Source organism: Marinomonas communis, assembly GCF_004363305.1.
In the GTDB taxonomy this organism is placed as follows: domain Bacteria; phylum Pseudomonadota; class Gammaproteobacteria; order Pseudomonadales; family Marinomonadaceae; genus Marinomonas; species Marinomonas communis.
On record NZ_SNZA01000001.1, the window covers coordinates 374802 to 393010 of the forward strand.

At 44.0% G+C, this 18209-nt stretch carries 16 protein-coding genes; 12 read left to right on the top strand and 4 right to left on the bottom strand.

All coding sequences use genetic code 11. From position 1 onward, the window contains the following. Nucleotides 1–67 precede the first annotated feature (67 nt). Nucleotides 68–946, bottom strand: a complete 879-nt coding sequence (locus tag C8D85_RS01795) for a LysR family transcriptional regulator (RefSeq protein ID WP_162847517.1) — start codon at nucleotides 944–946, stop codon at nucleotides 68–70. Nucleotides 947–1042: 96 nt separating this feature from the next. Here C8D85_RS01795 and leuC point away from each other — a divergent pair, with 96 nt between their 5' ends. The 7 genes from leuC (at nucleotide 1043) to C8D85_RS01830 (ending at nucleotide 7237) form a co-directional block, all read left to right on the top strand. Then, nucleotides 1043–2470 carry a 3-isopropylmalate dehydratase large subunit gene (gene leuC / locus C8D85_RS01800; RefSeq protein WP_133559646.1) on the top strand — a complete coding sequence of 476 codons (1428 nt, stop codon included), beginning with the start codon at nucleotides 1043–1045 and terminating at the stop codon, nucleotides 2468–2470. Nucleotides 2471–2479: 9 nt separating this feature from the next. After that, nucleotides 2480–3130 carry a 3-isopropylmalate dehydratase small subunit gene (gene leuD / locus C8D85_RS01805; protein ID WP_133559647.1) on the top strand — a complete coding sequence of 217 codons (651 nt, stop codon included), beginning with the start codon at nucleotides 2480–2482 and terminating at the stop codon, nucleotides 3128–3130. Nucleotides 3131–3139: 9 nt separating this feature from the next. Then, nucleotides 3140–4219, top strand: coding sequence for a 3-isopropylmalate dehydrogenase (gene leuB / locus C8D85_RS01810; protein WP_133559648.1), 1080 nt, complete (start codon nucleotides 3140–3142; stop codon nucleotides 4217–4219). Nucleotides 4220–4295: 76 nt separating this feature from the next. Further along, on the top strand, nucleotides 4296–5414 hold the full coding sequence (asd, locus tag C8D85_RS01815; protein ID WP_133559649.1) for an aspartate-semialdehyde dehydrogenase: 1119 nt from the start codon (nucleotides 4296–4298) through the stop codon (nucleotides 5412–5414). An 86-nt stretch (nucleotides 5415–5500) separates the two neighbouring features. Then, nucleotides 5501–5737, top strand: a complete 237-nt coding sequence (locus C8D85_RS01820; protein ID WP_133559650.1) for a hypothetical protein — start codon at nucleotides 5501–5503, stop codon at nucleotides 5735–5737. Nucleotides 5738–5741: 4 nt separating this feature from the next. Continuing rightward, on the top strand, nucleotides 5742–6626 hold the full coding sequence (locus C8D85_RS01825; protein WP_162847518.1) for an AAA family ATPase: 885 nt from the start codon (nucleotides 5742–5744) through the stop codon (nucleotides 6624–6626). Next, nucleotides 6623–7237 carry an HNH endonuclease gene (locus C8D85_RS01830; protein WP_133559652.1) on the top strand — a complete coding sequence of 205 codons (615 nt, stop codon included), beginning with the start codon at nucleotides 6623–6625 and terminating at the stop codon, nucleotides 7235–7237. The genes C8D85_RS01825 and C8D85_RS01830 overlap by 4 nt, the downstream gene beginning before the upstream one ends. Before the next feature lie 538 nt (nucleotides 7238–7775). On the opposite strand, the gene C8D85_RS01835 is transcribed toward C8D85_RS01830, so the two are convergent. Together C8D85_RS01835 and C8D85_RS01840 are read right to left on the bottom strand one after the other, a co-directional pair. Then, on the bottom strand, nucleotides 7776–8750 hold the full coding sequence (locus tag C8D85_RS01835; protein ID WP_133559653.1) for a transposase: 975 nt from the start codon (nucleotides 8748–8750) through the stop codon (nucleotides 7776–7778). Nucleotides 8751–8940: 190 nt separating this feature from the next. Next, nucleotides 8941–9444 (bottom strand): cysteine hydrolase family protein, encoded by a 504-nt coding sequence (locus tag C8D85_RS01840; protein ID WP_133559654.1) that lies wholly within the window; start codon nucleotides 9442–9444, stop codon nucleotides 8941–8943. Between the two features lie 103 nt (nucleotides 9445–9547). Between C8D85_RS01840 and C8D85_RS01845 the strand changes: the two genes are divergently transcribed. The 4 genes from C8D85_RS01845 to C8D85_RS01860 all read left to right on the top strand — a co-directional run bounded on the left by C8D85_RS01845 (nucleotide 9548) and on the right by C8D85_RS01860 (nucleotide 15348). Further along, nucleotides 9548–10489, top strand: a complete 942-nt coding sequence (locus tag C8D85_RS01845) for a GlxA family transcriptional regulator (protein ID WP_133559655.1) — start codon at nucleotides 9548–9550, stop codon at nucleotides 10487–10489. Nucleotides 10490–10783: 294 nt separating this feature from the next. Next, on the top strand, nucleotides 10784–12496 hold the full coding sequence (locus tag C8D85_RS01850) for a thiamine pyrophosphate-dependent enzyme (protein WP_133559656.1): 1713 nt from the start codon (nucleotides 10784–10786) through the stop codon (nucleotides 12494–12496). A 35-nt stretch (nucleotides 12497–12531) separates the two neighbouring features. Further along, nucleotides 12532–14043 carry an FMN-binding glutamate synthase family protein gene (locus tag C8D85_RS01855; RefSeq protein WP_133559657.1) on the top strand — a complete coding sequence of 504 codons (1512 nt, stop codon included), beginning with the start codon at nucleotides 12532–12534 and terminating at the stop codon, nucleotides 14041–14043. A gap of 210 nt (nucleotides 14044–14253) precedes the next feature. Continuing rightward, a complete protein-coding gene (locus C8D85_RS01860; RefSeq protein ID WP_162847519.1) occupies nucleotides 14254–15348 on the top strand; it encodes a DUF748 domain-containing protein in 1095 nt (364 codons plus the stop codon). A gap of 483 nt (nucleotides 15349–15831) precedes the next feature. Here C8D85_RS01860 and C8D85_RS01865 read toward each other — a convergent pair whose 3' ends face one another. Next, on the bottom strand, nucleotides 15832–16806 hold the full coding sequence (locus C8D85_RS01865; RefSeq protein WP_133559659.1) for a transposase: 975 nt from the start codon (nucleotides 16804–16806) through the stop codon (nucleotides 15832–15834). 228 nt (nucleotides 16807–17034) lie between these two features. Between C8D85_RS01865 and C8D85_RS01870 the strand changes: the two genes are divergently transcribed. Next, nucleotides 17035–18129, top strand: coding sequence for an AsmA family protein (locus tag C8D85_RS01870; protein WP_162847520.1), 1095 nt, complete (start codon nucleotides 17035–17037; stop codon nucleotides 18127–18129). Nucleotides 18130–18209 lie beyond the last annotated feature (80 nt).

Sequence of the window (18209 nt, forward strand, 5' to 3'; positions counted from 1 at the left end):
TTTATCTAGACGACTCTCTTTAACCTAGCATTTATTTATCACAACGCATGTGATTTAAACGTGTATATTAGGTTTCATTTGCGGATTCTTGTAATAATTCAATAAACGCCGAGGCAGCACGACTAAGCGTGCGCTGCTTATGATGGATAACACCTAATTTACGCTCTACGTTCAGGTCGGGCAAATTCACCACCACCAACTGTTCGTTCACAACAGTAGAAGGCACTAACGACCATCCCCAGCCGATACTGGCCAGCATCGCCAACGTTTCTAGATTGTTGGTATTCATCTTCACCTGTGGCCGCACACCGTTTACGGCAAACACTTTCTCGGCGATTTGGCGGGTAAAGGTGTTGTCGTGGGGTAAAACACAAGGGTATTTGGATAGTTCGACAACATCCACATCATCCATTTGGGCTAAAGGATGATCGTGGCTCACCACACACTTTAATGGATCAGACCAAATCGGTATCGCGTTTAGCATCGCTTCAGAATGAGCGGACAGCGTGATAATGCCCAGCTCTGCATCGCCTTTTAGAACCTGCTTGTGAGCATCTTCCGACTGAGTGAAGTCAATGTGGATTTCCGCTAAAGGGTAAGTCTGTTGAAAGGTTTTTAAAGTATTGGGCAAACGGTGCAAACCAATATGATGACTCGTGGCAATTAAAAGCTCACCGGATACATCTTCCATTTGCAATGACATGCTGCGCTTGATGTCATTCACATCTTCAGCGACTTTCTTAGCTTTGGGTAGTAATCGACGACCCGCTTCGGTTAAGTGTACTTGACGGCCAATGCGGTCAAATAAGCGCACATTTAAGTGGCTTTCCAGTGCCGCAATACGTTTGCTTACCGCCGGTTGTGTCACAAATAGGGCATCGGCTGCCTCGGAAAACGATTGCGTTTCCGCCACCTTAATAAAGGTTAATAGCTCTTGAATATCCATGATTCCAAAAAATTATCCAAAACATGAAAAATATGAATTGGAGTAATTTAAGTTCAGCCAGTACTATAAAGCAATGCTTATGTAGGAGAGAAAGCAATGGCAGGTAAAACACTTTATGACAAGTTGTGGGACAGCCACCTTGTTCAACAACGCGACGATGGTAGTGCCTTAATCTACATCGACTTACAACTACTACACGAAGTAACGTCTCCGCAGGCGTTTGAAGGTCTACGCATGCATGGCCGTAAGCCATGGCGTTTGACGTCAAGCCTTGCAACACCGGATCACAACGTTCCAACAACCGTTGAAGAGCGTAAGAGCGGTGTCAACGGTATCGCCGATCCAGTATCAAAAATCCAAGTAACCACTTTGGATGATAACTGTGACGAATTCGGCATCACAGAATTCAAAATGACCGATATCCGCCAAGGTATCGTTCACGTTGTTGGGCCGGAGCAGGGCGCAACACTACCAGGTATGACAGTCGTATGTGGTGACTCGCACACTTCTACTCACGGTGCGTTCGGTGCATTAGCACATGGTATCGGTACGTCAGAAGTGGAACACGTACTTGCGACTCAATGTCTAGTACAAAAGAAAATGAAAAACATGCTAGTGCGCGTAGACGGCCAATTGTCGCCATACGTCACAGCGAAAGACGTGGTCCTAGCGATCATCGGTAAAATCGGCACAGCCGGCGGTACTGGCTTTGCGATCGAATTCGGTGGTGAAGCAATCCAGTCGCTATCAATGGAAGGTCGTATGACCGTTTGTAACATGGCAATCGAAGCGGGCGCACGCGTTGGCTTGATCGCTGTTGACCAAACGACTATCGACTACGTTGCAAACCGTCCATACGCACCTAAAGGTGATCATTGGGATATGGCGGTAGAAGCTTGGTCTGACCTTGTTTCTGATGCGGACGCACAGTTTGACGAAGTGGTTGTACTTAATGGCGCAGACATTAAACCACAAGTGACTTGGGGTACGTCTCCAGAAATGGTTATCGCCATCGACCAAGACATCCCACGTCCAGAAGATCAAGCAGACCCTGTGGCACGTGAAGGTTACGCTCGTGCATGGAAATACATGGGTCTAGAAGGCAAGAAGACCCTTGCTGATATTACTCTAGACCGCGTATTTATCGGTTCTTGTACCAACTCTCGTATTGAAGACTTACGCTCTGCTGCAGAAGTAGTAAAAGGCCGCAAAGTGGCTGCTACGTTGAAGCAAGCGATCGTGGTTCCAGGTTCTGGTCTAGTGAAAGCGCAAGCGGAAGAAGAAGGTCTACATGAGATCTTTACTGCGGCAGGTCTTGAATGGCGCGAGCCAGGCTGTTCAATGTGTCTAGCCATGAACGCCGACAAACTAGGTCAAGGCGAGCACTGTGCTTCTACGTCTAACCGTAACTTTGAAGGTCGTCAAGGCTTTGGCGGTCGTACGCACTTGGTTAGCCCAGCGATGGCAGCCGCTGCAGCGATTGCCGGTCACTTTGTTGACGTAAACGATTTGGTTAAACAGTAGGAGTTAGCGATGCGTCCATTTACAAAACACACAGGTATCGCAGCGCCATTAGACTTGGCCAACGTTGATACCGACATGATCATCCCAAAACAGTTCTTGAAATCGATCAAGCGTACTGGCTTTGGTAAAAACCTTTTTGACGAATTGCGTTACCAAGACGAAGGTCAGCCAGACCAAGATTGTACTGGCCGTCCGTTACGTGAAGACTTCGTGCTAAACCAAGCACGTTACCAAGGTAGTAGCATCTTGTTGGCACGTAAAAACTTCGGTTGTGGTTCAAGCCGTGAGCACGCGCCTTGGGCACTAGACGATTACGGCATGCGTTCTGTGATCGCACCAAGCTTTGCCGACATCTTTTACAACAACTGTTTCAAAAACGGTCTACTACCGATCGTTTTGACAGAAGAAGAAGTGGATCAGCTTTTCAAAGAAGTAGAAGCGAACGAAGGTTACGAACTAACCATCGATCTAGAAGCGCAAAAAGTGATCGCGCCTTCTGGTGCTGAGTTCAGCTTCGAAGTGGATGCGTTCCGTAAGCACTGCCTATTAAATGGCCTAGATGACATCGGTTTGACGCTACAAGAGTCGGATGCGATCAAAGCTTACGAAGAACAACGAATTAAAACAGCGCCTTGGTTATTCGAAGCGCGCTCATTGTAAGGAAAGAACATGTCTAAGAAAGTATTAGTATTGCCGGGCGACGGCATTGGTCCAGAGATCGTAGAACAAGCGGTACGCGTCCTTGATGCAGTAAACGCTAAATTCAACCTAGACATCGAGCACGAGTCTGCCTTGGTAGGTGGTTCTGCTTACGACGAAACAGGTTCTCCACTACCAGAAGTAACGTTAGACAAAGCGAAAGCTGCCGATGCGATCCTTCTAGGTGCGGTAGGTGGTCCTAAGTGGGATGGCCTAGATATGTCTGTTCGCCCAGAAAAAGGCCTATTAGGTCTACGTTCTAACCTAGAACTATTTGCCAATTTGCGCCCAGCGATTCTTTACCCACAACTTGCTGACGCTTCTAGCTTGAAGCCAGAAATCGTTGCCGGTCTAGACATCCTAATCGTACGTGAGCTAACAGGTGGTATCTACTTCGGTCAGCCACGTGGTATCCGTACCCTAGAAAATGGCGAGCGTGAAGGTTTCAACACTTACGTTTACAGCGAGTCTGAAATTCGCCGTATCGCCCGTTCTGCCTTTGAAGCGGCGCGTCAGCGTGGCAAACGCGTATGTTCTATCGACAAATCAAACGTACTAGAAGTTACAGTTCTATGGAAAGAAGTCATGGAAGAAGTAGCGAAAGAGTACCCAGATGTTGAATTGTCACACATGCTAGTCGACAACGCAGCGATGCAACTTGTACGCGCGCCTAAGCAATTTGACGTCATGGTAACCGGCAACATGTTCGGTGACATTTTGTCAGATGCGGCAGCCATGTTGACAGGCTCTATCGGTATGTTACCTTCTGCTTCTCTAAACGCAGAAGGTCGTGGTATGTACGAGCCATGTCATGGTTCAGCACCGGATATTGCAGGCAAAGGCATTGCAAACCCATTGGCTACGATCCTTTCTGTTGCTATGATGTTGCGCTATTCGCTTGACGCAAAAGACGCGGCGGATGCGATCGAAGCGGCGGTCAGCACAGTGCTTGACCAAGGTCTTCGTACAGCAGATATCGCTTCACAAGGAAGCGAAACAGTAAGCACATCACAAATGGGTGATGCGGTGCTTGCTGCACTAGAAGCTTAATTCATAATAATTAAGCATTAACTCGGGATACTGCTCTTGGTATGAGTAGACCCACACTAAAAAAGGTAAAGAAAACATGTCAAAACAAACTGTAGGTTTAGTCGGCTGGCGCGGAATGGTTGGTTCTGTGCTGATGAAGCGTATGCGTGATGAGAACGACTTCGATCATATTGATCCAGTGTTCTTCTCTACGTCCCAAACGGGCCAAGCGGGTCCAGATATTGGTAAGGATATTCCACTTCTACAAGACGCAATGGATATTGAGTCATTGAAAAAGATGGATGTCATTATTACGTGTCAAGGTGGTGACTACACTAAAGCGGTCTACCCACAGTTACGTGAGGCAGGTTGGAAAGGTTACTGGATCGACGCAGCGTCTTCGCTACGCATGGATAAAGATGCAATCATCGTCCTAGACCCAGTTAACCAACACGTGATCAAGCAAGGTCTAAAAGATGGCGTGAAAACCTTTGTAGGTGGTAACTGTACTGTATCTTTGATGCTTCTAGCTCTAGGTGGTCTTTTCGAAAAAGGCCACATCGAGTGGATGACATCTATGACATACCAAGCAGCGTCTGGTGGCGGTGCACGTCACATGCGCGAGCTACTCAACCAATTCGGTCTGCTTAACGCAGAAGTAGGTGCTGAACTGGCTGACCCAGCAAGTGCAATCCTAGACATCGACCGTAAAGTGGCAGAGAAAATGCGCTCTGGTACGCTTCCGACTGATCAGTTCGGCGTACCTCTAGCGGGTTCTTTGATTCCTTACATCGACAGCCAACTTGAAAACGGCCAAAGCCGTGAAGAGTGGAAAGCACAGGCTGAGTGTAACAAGATCCTAGGCATCGACGGTAAACCAATCCCAGTGGACGGCCTATGTGTACGTATCGGTGCGATGCGTTGTCACAGCCAGGCTTACACGATCAAGCTAAACAAAGATATCCCAGTAGCGGACATCGAAGGCTTGCTTGCTGAGCACAACCAATGGGTTGATGTAGTACCAAACGACAAACAAGCAACTATGGAGCGTCTAACTCCGACTGTTACTACTGGTACTCTAAACATCCCAGTAGGTCGTATCCGTAAACTGAACATGGGCCCTGAGTACATCAGCGCTTTCTCAGTAGGTGACCAGCTACTTTGGGGTGCGGCAGAGCCACTACGTCGTATGTTGCGTATTTTGATCGAAGGTTAATTGGCCTTTGGTTGGATTGAGTTAGAAAGACCCGTTGTCGGAAGGCAGCGGGTTTTTTGTTTTGGGATTTTAATGGAACTTTGATTATGGAAATAAAAAAAGACTTTACAATTCTTATTGGCGAGAACGGAGGGGGGAAAACGACTTTGCTTTCTGAAGTAGCTGATAAGTATGTCCGATTGGGGCGAAATGTAATAGCTATCTCAAACACAATTCATGACAAGTATGATGATGAGTTATTAAAAAGAAATAACTTTTCTTTTATGGGTAACAGATATGGAAGTGATGTGACTCATAAATCATTTGAGTTTTTTTTTAAATAGATATTTGAAAATTAATAGAAAGGAAAACCCTGAAGACATAAGTAAATCTAAGTTGGCTTCGATATTCGAGTACATTGGGTTTGATGCTAAAATTGGCTTGAAATATCATATTGAAAATGAAGATGATTTCAAAGATATTGAAATTTTTGATAAAAAAATGTTTTATTTTTATAAAAAAATTAAAAATGGATTTGATGAAGTGTATTGGATTGACCTTGGTGGAGACTGGTTTAAAAGTAATCTGAAGCTTAATGATCTTGATTTTGTTGCTTATGAAAATAATTTAATTAAATCTGGGGTAAGATTAAAAAAAACATTTTTCTTGAGTAAGAATGGGAAGAGTATTGCTTCTACTAAGGCTAGCTCTGGTGAGCTTCATCAGCTCTCATTACTGTTGTTTATTGCTTCTAATATCAGAATAAATAGTATTGTTTTAATCGATGAGCCTGAAAATAGCCTTCACCCAAAATGGCAAAAAGAATACATTGCTCGCCTCAATGATTTATTTTTTATATACAGACCGCAAATAGTACTTGCGACTCACTCGCCTCTATTTATTTCCGATTTCAATAAAGATAATGAATCGTTTTTTGATTATAATAATTTCACATATGATATTTATGAAATAAAAGGTTCCAAGTTGAATTATAAACAAGCCTCATCGAACCTTGAGGAAATTTTCTTGGATAAATTTGATGTTCTTACCCCAGAAAATCATTACTTGTCGAATTTAATTATTGAGCTTATTAATGAAATGAATAGTGGGCATCAGAGTCCTGAGAATGTTCTTTCTAAACTTAAACATTATTATGATATATCGTATGATGATAAGCAAAAGAATCTAATTAGAAGTATTGCTTCAGAAATTCAAAATGGGAGGCTATTATGAATTACTCAATAGCTGACATTAAATTGATTCTTAAAGCTTTGAAACAGGATGACATATGGGGCTCCAGTCATATTTATGATATAAAAAAAAGACTAAAAGAGCATCTTCTTCATAAAGGTGGTCACAGATGTTGCTACTGTTTAAAAAGTTTTTTTGGTGAATTTTCTTATGTTATAGATATTGAGCATATCTTACCAAAAAGAAAATATAGAAGCTGTATTTTCGATATTGTAAACCTTAGTTTGTCTTGTAAAAGATGTAATATGAAGATAAAGAGGGATGATGTAAGCTTTTTGAATGTAGATTTGCTTCGCTTGTATGGTGGCGATAAGTTAAAATATTTTAGATCTCACTTTTACAATATTGTTCATCCAAATTTAGATGATATTAATAGTCATATCTCTATGGTGAATATAGATGTTGACTTTAATAGATTGGTAAAGTATAAGATTTTAAATGAATCAAGAAAAGGGAAATATACTTACGAATATTTCAAACTAAAAGAGTTTGAGATTGATAGTTTTGACTCAGCTCAAGGTTTGAGTGTTTCAACGCCTAATTGTGAATTATCAGCTAGAATTAAAAATATACTTCTTGAGTCCGGAGTCTAATAAATTGAGAGAGTAAGTTTAATTGAGACACCCACCTTAAAAAGTGACTGGTAGCTCAATTCTAACCAGCACCGATCAACTAGCCAGTTTCAGTCGAAACTGGCTTTTTTATGTGTGTTAGTTGGGAAATTGGCTTTAGTTGAACTGTTTTAGAGGGTTTAAGGCAGGGGTTAATCAAGACACCCACCCCAAAAAGTGACTTGTAACTCAGTTCTTACTAGCGCCAAATAACTAGCCAGTTTCATCCGAAACTGGCTTTTCTATGCGTGTTTGTTGGGAAATTAGCTAATTAATTGAGACATCCACCTTAAAAAGTGCTCAAAACCTCACTCCTTGGAGTTCAATTAAGACACCCACCTTAAAAAATGACTGGTACTTCAATTCTTACCAGCACTAAACAACTAGCCAGTTTCAGCCGAAACTGGCTTTTTTATGCATGTTAGTTGGGAAAATAGCTGTAATTTTGCTGTTTTGATGGGTTTAAGGCGAGCGGGAGCCTTACCAGTAGGGTAATTAGTTCATGTCGGAGATGATCGGGTTAAGCCAGTAGTTGTTTGGCTTTGTTGATCTTGGGCCTTCGTTTGTAGCCGGCGTTTTGGTAGTAGTTGGAAAGTATGGTTTCAGTACCCACAGCGGCGAAGGTATGTTGTTCAAATTGAGTGGAGATGGTGAGCCAGTTTTCCGATGGGATATTGAGGCGTTGTAGAATAGGAGCAAGGCTTAGGTCGATGCTGCCGCGTTTATCTTCTCGCACAATGCGGCCAGTGAGATCCACAAGTTCTAGGTAGTCTTCCAGCTTAAATGGCAGACCTTTGGGCTGGTCTGCTCGTGGGTTGCCAACAAATGGATGCAGTACTTTTGGTTGTTGGTTTTGCTTTGCGTTATGAATGCGTTTTTTGATGCTGGTGTAGTCTGACGTTTCGGGTGAGTCGGCCATCTTGGCACGAACAGGGTTGAGATCAACATAGGCCATGCAAGCCATCAGCGCAGCTTCGTCCAGTAGTGCTTGAGATTTGAATCTGCCTTCCCAAAAGCGTCCCGTGCAGTTGTCTTCATAATTAGCTTGTCTGGCGATATTTTCGTTCAGCTCACGTAAAAACCAACTGATGTCCATTAGCCTTTGTCGGTAGGTTTCAACGGTTGCGTCCAGTAATGGCTGTAAGTAGTCGGGCACTTGGCCTTGTAACATGTATTGCTGGGTAATCATGGTGCCTTTATGGATTGTATGCCAGCGGGATAACACTTCCTCGGTTGTCCAGTTTTCCGCGGTGTCATGGTCGATAAACAACACTAGGTGGGTGTGATTACTCATTACAGCGTAAGCACAGACTTTGATAGCAAAAATGCGGCTTAGAAACAGCAATCTCTTCTCGACCCAATCTCTTCGATGCTCATAGCTTTGGCCAGTCATAGGGTCTTCCCCACATAGAAACGCTCGACGAACACAGCGAGAAACGCAGTGGTAGTAAGGTGTATCAGCAATGCTGATCAGTTGTTTTCTAGGTTTTGGCATACTCAAACCCTCTGTCCTTGAGGTATTTGGGTAAGTTTAATATAAAACTGTACACATATACAGTATCTGACTAAATGGTATGCCTGAAGAGGCTAGCCTCTAGCTCCTAGCAATGAAAGGGTCAACGCTTCGAATGACGCTGAGGCGAAAAAAGCGGCCTATTTGCCGCTTTGAAGTTCCTTTAAGGAGATTAAAGTTGATTCAGGCTAATGAGTTCAACTCGGTCATTCAATGCTGCCAAAGCAATGTTATGAACCATTTCATCTGGTGCGGTACACGCTTCGGCCAATACTTGTACCTGGTAGTTGGCTGCGCTGGAGGATATAGCTGTGTGGGTCACACAGTTTTGCGTCATTATGCCGCATACAACGATGCTATCAATGGCGTGTTCTTGAAGAACATCGTTTAAGTTCGTATTTAAGAAACTGTCCGCATGCGCTTTAACGATAATGGGCGCGTCAACAGCCTCAGCTAGCACCGCAGGGTGAATGTCAATGCCCGTGCCACTGGGATTAAATATGGGCGATTCTTGGCCAGCAATATGTTGCACCACAATGACCAAGTCACCCTTTTCAAGAAAATGTTGAATTGCCTTTATGGTCTTATCCAATGCACGCTCAACGTCCCATTGAAGGTATAAGCCAGTTGGAAAATATTCCATTTGTACATCGACCACAACTAATGCTTTTTTCATTTAACTCTCCTATCTCTATGTGTATTTGATAGGGAAATTATGGATTTTAAGGGCAGAGTTCAGTAGTGTCTTAAATGACATATTAAGGGTTAAATACGACAAAATGACAACTCAACTATATTCAGTAAATATTGCTGTCTTGGCATATCCAGGGTGTTTGCAGTCTGCGGTATTCGGTCTGCAAGAGATGCTGCAATTAGCCAACACTGCAAGTGTTGAGTTAGGACTGGAGCATCGTTTTATAACCGACATTGTGCGTTGGCCAGATGATTTCCAATCACAAATCGCCTGTTCGCATTTCTCCATTATCATCATACCGCCGAGCCTAGAACACAGTTTTGTTTTAGCGCCAGATGAGAGCTTGGTCAATTGGCTCTCAAACCAACATAAGCAGGGCAGTGTTTTAGCTTCTGCCTGTGCCGGGGTATTCATTCTCGCTAAAACGCCATTATTGAAGAATAAAAAGGTCACCACCCATTGGGGGTTGAGTGAATACTTTAGGTCACTTTATCCCGCTATTGAGTTGTCGACCGATGCGATTTTGATCAATCAAGGGGATATCATAACGGCAGGTGGTTTGATGTCATGGCTGGATCTTGGCCTAGAGGTCATCGCACAATTTGGCACTCCGGCTATTATGAGACGCGTCGGCAAAACATTGGTTATTGATACCGGTAAACGTGAACAGCGTTATTACCAGCCTTTTACGCCAAGCTTGCAACACGGTGATCATAACATTGTCGCGCTGCAGCACTTTATACAAGATCACTTTGCAGATCCTTTGACTTTGTCTCGGTTAGCAGACCTCGCAAGTTTAACCGAGCGGACACTGCAACGACGCTTTATCAAAGCGACAGGGTTGAGCCCGAGCCAATACTTACAACGAGTCCGAATACAGCGTGCATGTGATTTACTGGAATCCTCGCAACAAGCTTTTGAATCGATTAGTACAAGCGTTGGCTATGATGATGTGAGTGCTTGTCGCAAGACGTTTATCAAAATCATTGGTTTAACGCCTAGCGAATTTAGAAAGCGCTTCCATTAACCATTGAACTTTCTTTGTTTTATAAGTTACCCCGTACCGTCAAAGGCCAATTGCTACAAAGTGATAACCGCTGTTACTTTGCCATTGATGCAAGTTAATTAAGACACCTACCTTAAAAAGTGACTGGTATTCGATGTTAATAGGATTCAGTTCTTACATGTGGTGGTAGTTTTTTTTGAACATTGTGTTTTATTAATGCTTATTTGCAGATTCGAAGAAACCGTCTCTCTCGCTAAGACATAGTACTGCGCTTACGCCATTATGTTGGGATACCTAACTAAGGAGTGGCACAAGATGAGCAAAGATGTAGCAGAAGTGATCGTTGAAACGTTAGCTGAGGCAGGTGCAAAACGTTGCTACGGTGTGGTCGGCGATACCATCAATCACTTAACCGATAAGATTCGTACCTCAGACATTGATTGGGTGCATGTGCGTCACGAGGAAGTCGGTGCGTTTGCGGCTGGTGCTGAGGCGTATATGACTCAAGAGCTTGCATTGTGTGCAGGTACATGTGGCCCAGGCAGCTTACACTTTATCAACGGTATTTTTGAATCTCACCGCAATGGCTCGCCTTTAGTATTCATTGCTTCAAATGTGGATCGCCAAGAAGAAGGCCTTGACTTTCCGCAAGAAGTCGATCAAACCAAACTTTATGAACAGTGCTCTGTTTTTTGCGAACGCATTTCTCATCCTGATCAAGCCGCACGTATTTTTACCCAAGCGGCTCAAGCAGCACTTACACACCAAGGCGTGGCGGTTGTAGTGGTCAATGGTGATATGTTTAAAGAGAAAGTTAACAGTGATACCCATTGGTCAGTACATCGTTCTCAGCCTGTGATTCACCCAAGCCCAGCCGAGTTGGATGGGTTGGTAGGTTTAATCAACAACGCTGACAAAATTACCTTGTATGCGGGTATCGGTGCTAAGGGCGCTAATGAAGAATTGATAATGTTGGCTGACCGCTTGAAGGCGCCAATCGTACATAGCTCGCGCTCGAAAGAGTTTGTAGAGCCGAATAATCCCTATCAAGTCGGCATGACAGGCATTTTAGGTAACAAAGCCGGCATGGAGTCTGTATTAGATTGTGATCTGCTGATTTGTCTTGGGACGGATTTTGCCTACAGCCAGTTTTATCCTAGCCATGCCAAGATTGCTCAAATCAACCTTGAGCCAACTCATTTGGGTAAACGTTGCCCGATCGACTTAGGTTTGATGGGCGATGTTAAAGCGTCCATTGAGCAGCTACTTCCCAAGCTAAACCAACGTACTGACGAGGCACACCTGGATAAGGCGCTTAAGCAATGGCAGAAAGATCAAGAGGGCTATCGCAAAGAAGAGGTATCTAAACACTCGTTGATCCATCCGCAAACCGTGACTCGCCGCTTGAATGAGCTAGCCGGCGATGATGCGATTTTCACAGCCGATGGTGGCTCGCCCATGGTCTGGTTGCTGCGTCATTTAGACGCAAAAGGTTCACGCCGTTTTCTCACCAGTCTGTCACATGGCACCATGGCTAATGCGTATCCTCAGGCGATGGGTATTGCCAAAGCTTATCCTGAGCGCCCAGTAATAGCTTTGTGTGGTGATGGTGGTATGACGATGTTAATGGGTGATCTGCTTACGCTGATACAAGAAAACACCCCCGTCAAATTGCTCATCTACAATAATGAGAGCTTGGGCTTTGTGGAGATGGAACAGCGTGTTGAAGGTCAGTTAGACAGCTTTACTAAATTGCAGAACCCTGATTTTTCAGAGGTTGCTAAAGCCATGGGATTAGATGCTTGGCGAGTTGAGAATCCAGATGAATTAGAAAATGCCATGTCGAAATGGCTGGCATCTGACAAACCTGCATTGCTGGATGTGAAGGTCAGTCCAATGGAATTGGTAATGCCGCCGAAGATTGAAGCTGGTCAGGTAGCGTCTACGGCTTTGTTTGGTATTAAAGCGGTCTTAAATGGGCGCGCGGATGAAGTTGTGGATTTGCTAAAAGATAATTTCCTTCGCTAATCACAACCCCTTAATAACAACTGCTTGGAATACTTATGGATCAGATACTGGCTATTTCAAATTGGATAATACAATGGGGCGCGATCATTGTGTTCGCGCTACTGCTGGCGGTAATAGTCTACTTCAGCATTTTATATTTTATCGACGTGCGTCAAACTAAGCACACGATTCGACGCAATTACCCATTGATCGGGCGAATGCGTTACACCCTCGAGCATTTAGGGGAGTTTTTTCGGCAATACTTTTTTGCCTTTGATCGCGATGAACTACCTTTTAATCGAGCTGAGCGCTCTTGGGTGTATCGTGCTGCCAAGCATGAAGATACCACTCAAGGTTTTGGTTCGACACGGCCACTCACTCAAGAAGGTGATGTGTTCTTCGTTAGTAGTGCTTTTCCTAAGTTGGCCAGTGAAGCTGTTGAGCCAAAAGCCGTTGTTTTCGGCGAACACACAGCGCGACAGCCTTACAGTACTAACTCCATCATCAATATTTCTGGCATGAGTTTCGGTGCGCTGTCTGAGCCTGCGGTAAAGGCGTTGTCGATTGGTGCAGCCAAAGCGGGTGTTTGGATGAATACTGGCGAAGGTGGGTTATCACCTTACCATCTAGAAGGTGGCTGTGACATTGTGTTTCAGATCGGTACCGCGAAATATGGTGTGCAAGACAGTGAAGGTCATTTGGATACCGATCGTCTGCAAAAAGTAGCCTCTTATGAACAGGTTAAAATGATCGAAATAAAAATGTCTCAAGGGGCAAAACCAGGCAAAGGTGGTATGTTGCCGGGAGAAAAAGTCACCGCGGAAATCGCTGAGGTGCGTAATATTAAGCAAGGCGAAGATTCGATTAGCCCTAATCGACACGTAGACATTGGCAATATCGACGAGTTATTAGACATGATCGTTAAGGTAAGAACACTCACAGGCAAACCCACTGGCATAAAGTTGGTGGTAGGTGAGTTGCAGTTCTTTGATGATTTGTTCAGTGAGATTCATCGTCGCGGGCTTGAATACGCCCCGGACTTTATTACCTTAGACAGCGCGGATGGCGGTACCGGCGCTGCTCCTCAAACCTTGATGGATTACGTGGGCATGACTGTTCGAGAAAGTCTGCCAGCTGTGGTGAACCGTGTGACATCTTATGGCTTAAGGCCTCGTATTAAGATTATTGCGACAGGCAAATTGATGATACCTGGCAAAGTGGCTTGGGCCTTTGCGATGGGGGCTGATGCGGTGGTGAGCGCGCGGGGCTTTTTGTTCTCTATCGGCTGTATTCAGGCACTTAAGTGTAATAAAAACACTTGTCCTACAGGCATTACTACCCATGATAAAAAGCTGCAAAAAGGCTTGGTGCCACAAGAAAAAGCTGTCCGCGTCGCAAATTATGTTAGTGAAATGAAACATAGTGTTGGGCTGATCGTACATGCATGCGGCGTCTCTGAGCCACGCGAGTTAAAACGTGAGCATGTGCATCTGATCCAAAATCAAAGTCACTCTATACGTTACTCAGACATAGACCCTTTGCCAGAAGAGAAAAAGCGCGCCTCTTAGGGGCTGCTACCTTTCTAATAACTTTTAAGTCATCAAGCATTTGGCTTTTTTGGACTAACAGCCAAATGCTTCAAGTTAGATATTTATCTTGCCACTTACTGTGCAGATCAACTCTGTGCAAATAATGCATCTTAATTGAGGGTTTTCCCTTTCTAGGTTGCTTGTTTACGCCTGATCCCTCTAATGTGTTTTCAAAAGAGGGATTTTTTTATGACTAAGCAAAGATTAAATAGAACTCTAATTTGGGTAGGTGTGATTGCTCTACTTTTGTTGGTCATTCATCTGACATTACCTTACTGGTTGACCAAGTTTTTGAATAAACGACTAGAGAATATGGATGGCTATAAGGGGCATATTGATCATGTATCACTGCAATTATACAGAGGGGCATACCAGCTTCATGACCTATCCATCGTTAAGGTGGATGGCACCAAGCAAGTGCCTTTTGTGCGGGTGGATGAAATCGATATCTCATTGAGCTGGAAAGCGTTATTTAAAGGTGCTGTGGTGGCTGATTTCGTTTTTGATGAACCAGAAGTGAATTTTGTTGATGGTGAGTCAGAGCAGCAAAGTCAATCTGGTCAAGGTGCTGATTGGCGTAACGTGGTCAACGACCTAACCCCTATCGTTATTAACAAAGTAGAAGTTCATGGTGGCACGATTGCTTTTCGCAACTTTCAATCAACACCACCTGTTAACATTCAAATAAACAACATTGAAGCGACGCTGAATAATTTAACGAATGTCGATCAAGGCAACGGTAGGGTGGCGACATTAGATGTGAAAGCCAATGCATTAAATGATGCGAAAATGATTGTTAATGCGGAACTAGATCCATTTGTGGACGATGATTTTATTGTCGCCTTACGTTGCGAAGAGTTAAGTCTGCCCATGTTTAATGATCTAGCAAAGGCTTATGCGGGCCTTGATTTTAAAGGTGGTACAGGCCAGTTGGTGAGTGAAATACAGGCAACGGACGGAGCTCTAAGTGGTTATGTTAAACCTTTATTTAAAGATGTAGACATCTTTGATTGGGAGCAAGATGTCGAAGAGCAGCACGACAACCCTTTTCAAATGGCATGGGAGGCGATCGGTGGTGGCGTGGCTGGCATTCTGACCAATAGCGATAGCGACAAAGTGGCAACGAGATTAGATTTTTTTGGGCAACTGGATAACCCTGAAATTGGCACTTGGCAGACCATTAAAAACACTTTAAGCAACGCATTTTTAGAAGCTTACAACACGAGGTTTGAAGGCTTGTTTGAATCCAGCACTAAAGAAGCCGCCAGTGATGTAAATACTTAAGTGCTCACTAGGTTCTAACTTAATAAGCTAGCTACCATGGCGCTTAGAACTAATAAGATTTGCCAAAGCGGTGACCGCTGCCAGTCACTGCTGATGAAGCAATTCAGGTGCTGAAAGTACTTGATGCTGCATTACTCAGCGCTAGTAATTGATGCTAATTGAGACACCCACCTTAAAAAGTGACTCGTGACTCAGTTCTAACCAGCACCAAACAACTAGCCAGTTTTAGTTGAATCTGGCTTTTTTATGCGTGTTCGTTGGTAAATTTGCTTTAGTTGAACGGGTTTAATTAAGACACCCACCTTAAAAAGTGACTGGAAGCTCAATTCTAACCAGTACCGATCAACTAGCCAGTTTCAGTCGAAACTGGCTTTTTTATGTGTGTTAGTTGGGAAATTGGCTTTAGTTGAACTGTTTTAGAGGGTTTAAGGCGAGTGGGTGTCTTACCAGTTAGGCAATCGCTTAAGGGCGGGGAGGATTGAGTTAAGCCAGTAGCTGTTTGGCTTTGCTGATCTTGGGCCTTCGTTTGTAACCGGCGTTTTGGTAGTAGTTGGAGAGGATAGTTTCAGTACCCACAGCGGCTAACGTGTGTTGTTCAAATTGGGTGGCGATGGTGAGCCAGTTTTCCGATGGGATGTTGAGGCGTTGCAGAATCGGTGCGAAGGATAAGTCGATGCTACCGCGTTTATCTTGGCGAATAATACGGCCACTGAGATCGACTAGTTCTAGGTAGTCTTCCAGTTTAAAGGGCAGGCCTTTGGGTTGGTCTGCTCGTGGGTTGCCAACAAATGGATGCAGTATTTTTGGTTGTTGGTTTTGCTTTGCGTTATGAATGCGTTTTTTGATGCTGGTGTAATCTGACGTTTCGGGAGTGTCGGCCATCTTAGCGCGCACTGGGTTGAGATCAACATAGGCCATGCAAGCCATCAATGCTGCTTCGTCTAGTAAAGCTTGAGATTTAAAGCGTCCCTCCCAGAAACGGCCTGTGCAGTTATCTTCGTAATTAGCCTGCCTGGCGATATTTTCATTCAGTTCTCTTAAGAACCAGCTGATGTCCATTAGCCTTTGTCGGTAGGTTTCAACGGTTGCATCCAGTAATGGTTGTAAGTAGTCAGGCACTTGGCCTTGTAACATATATTGCTGGGTGATCATGGTGCCTTTATGAATGGCGTGCCAGCGGGTTAATATCTCTTCCGTTGTCCAGCTTTCCGCTGTTTCATGATCGATAAACAACACTAGATGGGTGTGATTACTCATTACAGCGTAAGCGCAGACTTTGATGGCAAAGATACGGCCTAGAAACAGCAGTCGCTTCTCAACCCAATCCCTTCGATGCTCATAGCTTTGGCCAGTCACAGGGTCTTCCCCACATAGAAATGCTCTACGAACGCAGCGGGAAACGCAGTGGTAGTAGGGGGTATCAGCAATGCTGATCAGTTGTTTTCTTGGTTTTGGCATACTCAAATCCTCTATCCTTGAGGTGTTTGGGTAAGTTTAACGTATAACTGTATAAATATACAGTTATACGTTTTAGGTCACTAATAGTAATGATATATCCTTTCTAAATTGGAAAGGTGATTGACTACGCTCTGTGCAAATAATGCATCTTAATTGAGGGTTTTCCCTTTCTAGGTTGCTTGCTTACGCCTGATCCCTCTAATGTGTTTTCAAAAGAGGGATTTTTTTATGACTAAGCAAAGATTAAATAGAACTTTGATTTGGGTAGGTGTGATTGCTCTACTGTTGTTGGTCATTCATCTGACATTGCCTTACTGGTTGACCAAATTTTTGAATAAACGTCTTGAGAATTTGGAGGGCTATAAGGGGCATATTGATCATGTTTCACTGCAATTATACCGAGGTGCATACCAGCTTCATGACCTATCCATCGTTAAGGTGGATGGCAACAAGCAAGTGCCTTTTGTGCGGGTGGATGAAATCGATATCTCATTGAGCTGGAGAGCGTTATTTAAAGGTGCTGTAGTGGCTGATTTCGTTTTTTACGAACCAGAAGTGAATTTTGTTGATGGTGAGTCAGAGCAGCAAAGTCAATCTGGTCAAGGTGCTGATTGGCGTAAAGTGGTCAACGACCTAACACCTATCGTTATTAACAAAGTAGAAGTTCATGGTGGCACGATTGCTTTTCGCAACTTTCAATCAAGCCCATCTGTTAACATTCAAATTAACAATATCGAAGCGACGCTGAATAATTTAACGAATGTCGATCAAGGCAACGGTAGGGTAGCGACCTTAGATGTCACGGCTAATGCATTAAATGATGCCAAAATGATTGTTAATGCGGAACTAGATCCATTTGTGGACGATGATTTTATTGTCGCCTTACGTTGCGAAGAGTTAAGTCTGACCATGTTTAATGATCTAGCAAAGGCTTATGCGGGCCTTGATTTTAAAGGTGGTACAGGCCAGTTGGTGAGTGAAATACAGGCAAGGGACGGGGCTTTGAGTGGCTATGTTAAGCCTCTTTTTAAAGATGTAGACATTTTTGATTGGGAGCAAGATGTCGAAGAGCAGCACGACAACCCTTTTCAAATAGCATGGGAGGCGATCGGTGGTGGCGTAGCTGGCATTCTGACCAATAGCGATAGCGACAAAGTGGCAACGAGATTAGATTTTTCTGGGCAACTGGATAACCCTGAAATTGGCACTTGGCAGACCATTAAAAACACTTTAAGCAACGCATTTTTAGAGGCTTACAACACGAGGTTTGAAGGCTTGTTTGAATCCAGCACTAAAGAAGCCGCCAGTGATGTAAATACTTAAGTGCTCACTAGGTTCTAACTTAAAGTTGATGAAGCAATTCAGGTGCTGAAAGTACTTGATGCTGCATTACTCAGCGCTAG

Coding starts and splice junctions, on each gene's coding strand:
- C8D85_RS01795 (WP_162847517.1), bottom strand. CDS start 946: ATGGATATTCAAGAGCTATTAACCTTTATTAAGGTGGCGGAAACGCAA.
- leuC (WP_133559646.1), top strand. CDS start 1,043: ATGGCAGGTAAAACACTTTATGACAAGTTGTGGGACAGCCACCTTGTT.
- leuD (WP_133559647.1), top strand. CDS start 2,480: ATGCGTCCATTTACAAAACACACAGGTATCGCAGCGCCATTAGACTTG.
- leuB (WP_133559648.1), top strand. CDS start 3,140: ATGTCTAAGAAAGTATTAGTATTGCCGGGCGACGGCATTGGTCCAGAG.
- asd (WP_133559649.1), top strand. CDS start 4,296: ATGTCAAAACAAACTGTAGGTTTAGTCGGCTGGCGCGGAATGGTTGGT.
- C8D85_RS01820 (WP_133559650.1), top strand. CDS start 5,501: ATGGAAATAAAAAAAGACTTTACAATTCTTATTGGCGAGAACGGAGGG.
- C8D85_RS01830 (WP_133559652.1), top strand. CDS start 6,623: ATGAATTACTCAATAGCTGACATTAAATTGATTCTTAAAGCTTTGAAA.
- C8D85_RS01835 (WP_133559653.1), bottom strand. CDS start 8,750: ATGCCAAAACCTAGAAAACAACTGATCAGCATTGCTGATACACCTTAC.
- C8D85_RS01840 (WP_133559654.1), bottom strand. CDS start 9,444: ATGAAAAAAGCATTAGTTGTGGTCGATGTACAAATGGAATATTTTCCA.
- C8D85_RS01845 (WP_133559655.1), top strand. CDS start 9,548: ATGACAACTCAACTATATTCAGTAAATATTGCTGTCTTGGCATATCCA.
- C8D85_RS01850 (WP_133559656.1), top strand. CDS start 10,784: ATGAGCAAAGATGTAGCAGAAGTGATCGTTGAAACGTTAGCTGAGGCA.
- C8D85_RS01855 (WP_133559657.1), top strand. CDS start 12,532: ATGGATCAGATACTGGCTATTTCAAATTGGATAATACAATGGGGCGCG.
- C8D85_RS01860 (WP_162847519.1), top strand. CDS start 14,254: ATGACTAAGCAAAGATTAAATAGAACTCTAATTTGGGTAGGTGTGATT.
- C8D85_RS01865 (WP_133559659.1), bottom strand. CDS start 16,806: ATGCCAAAACCAAGAAAACAACTGATCAGCATTGCTGATACCCCCTAC.
- C8D85_RS01870 (WP_162847520.1), top strand. CDS start 17,035: ATGACTAAGCAAAGATTAAATAGAACTTTGATTTGGGTAGGTGTGATT.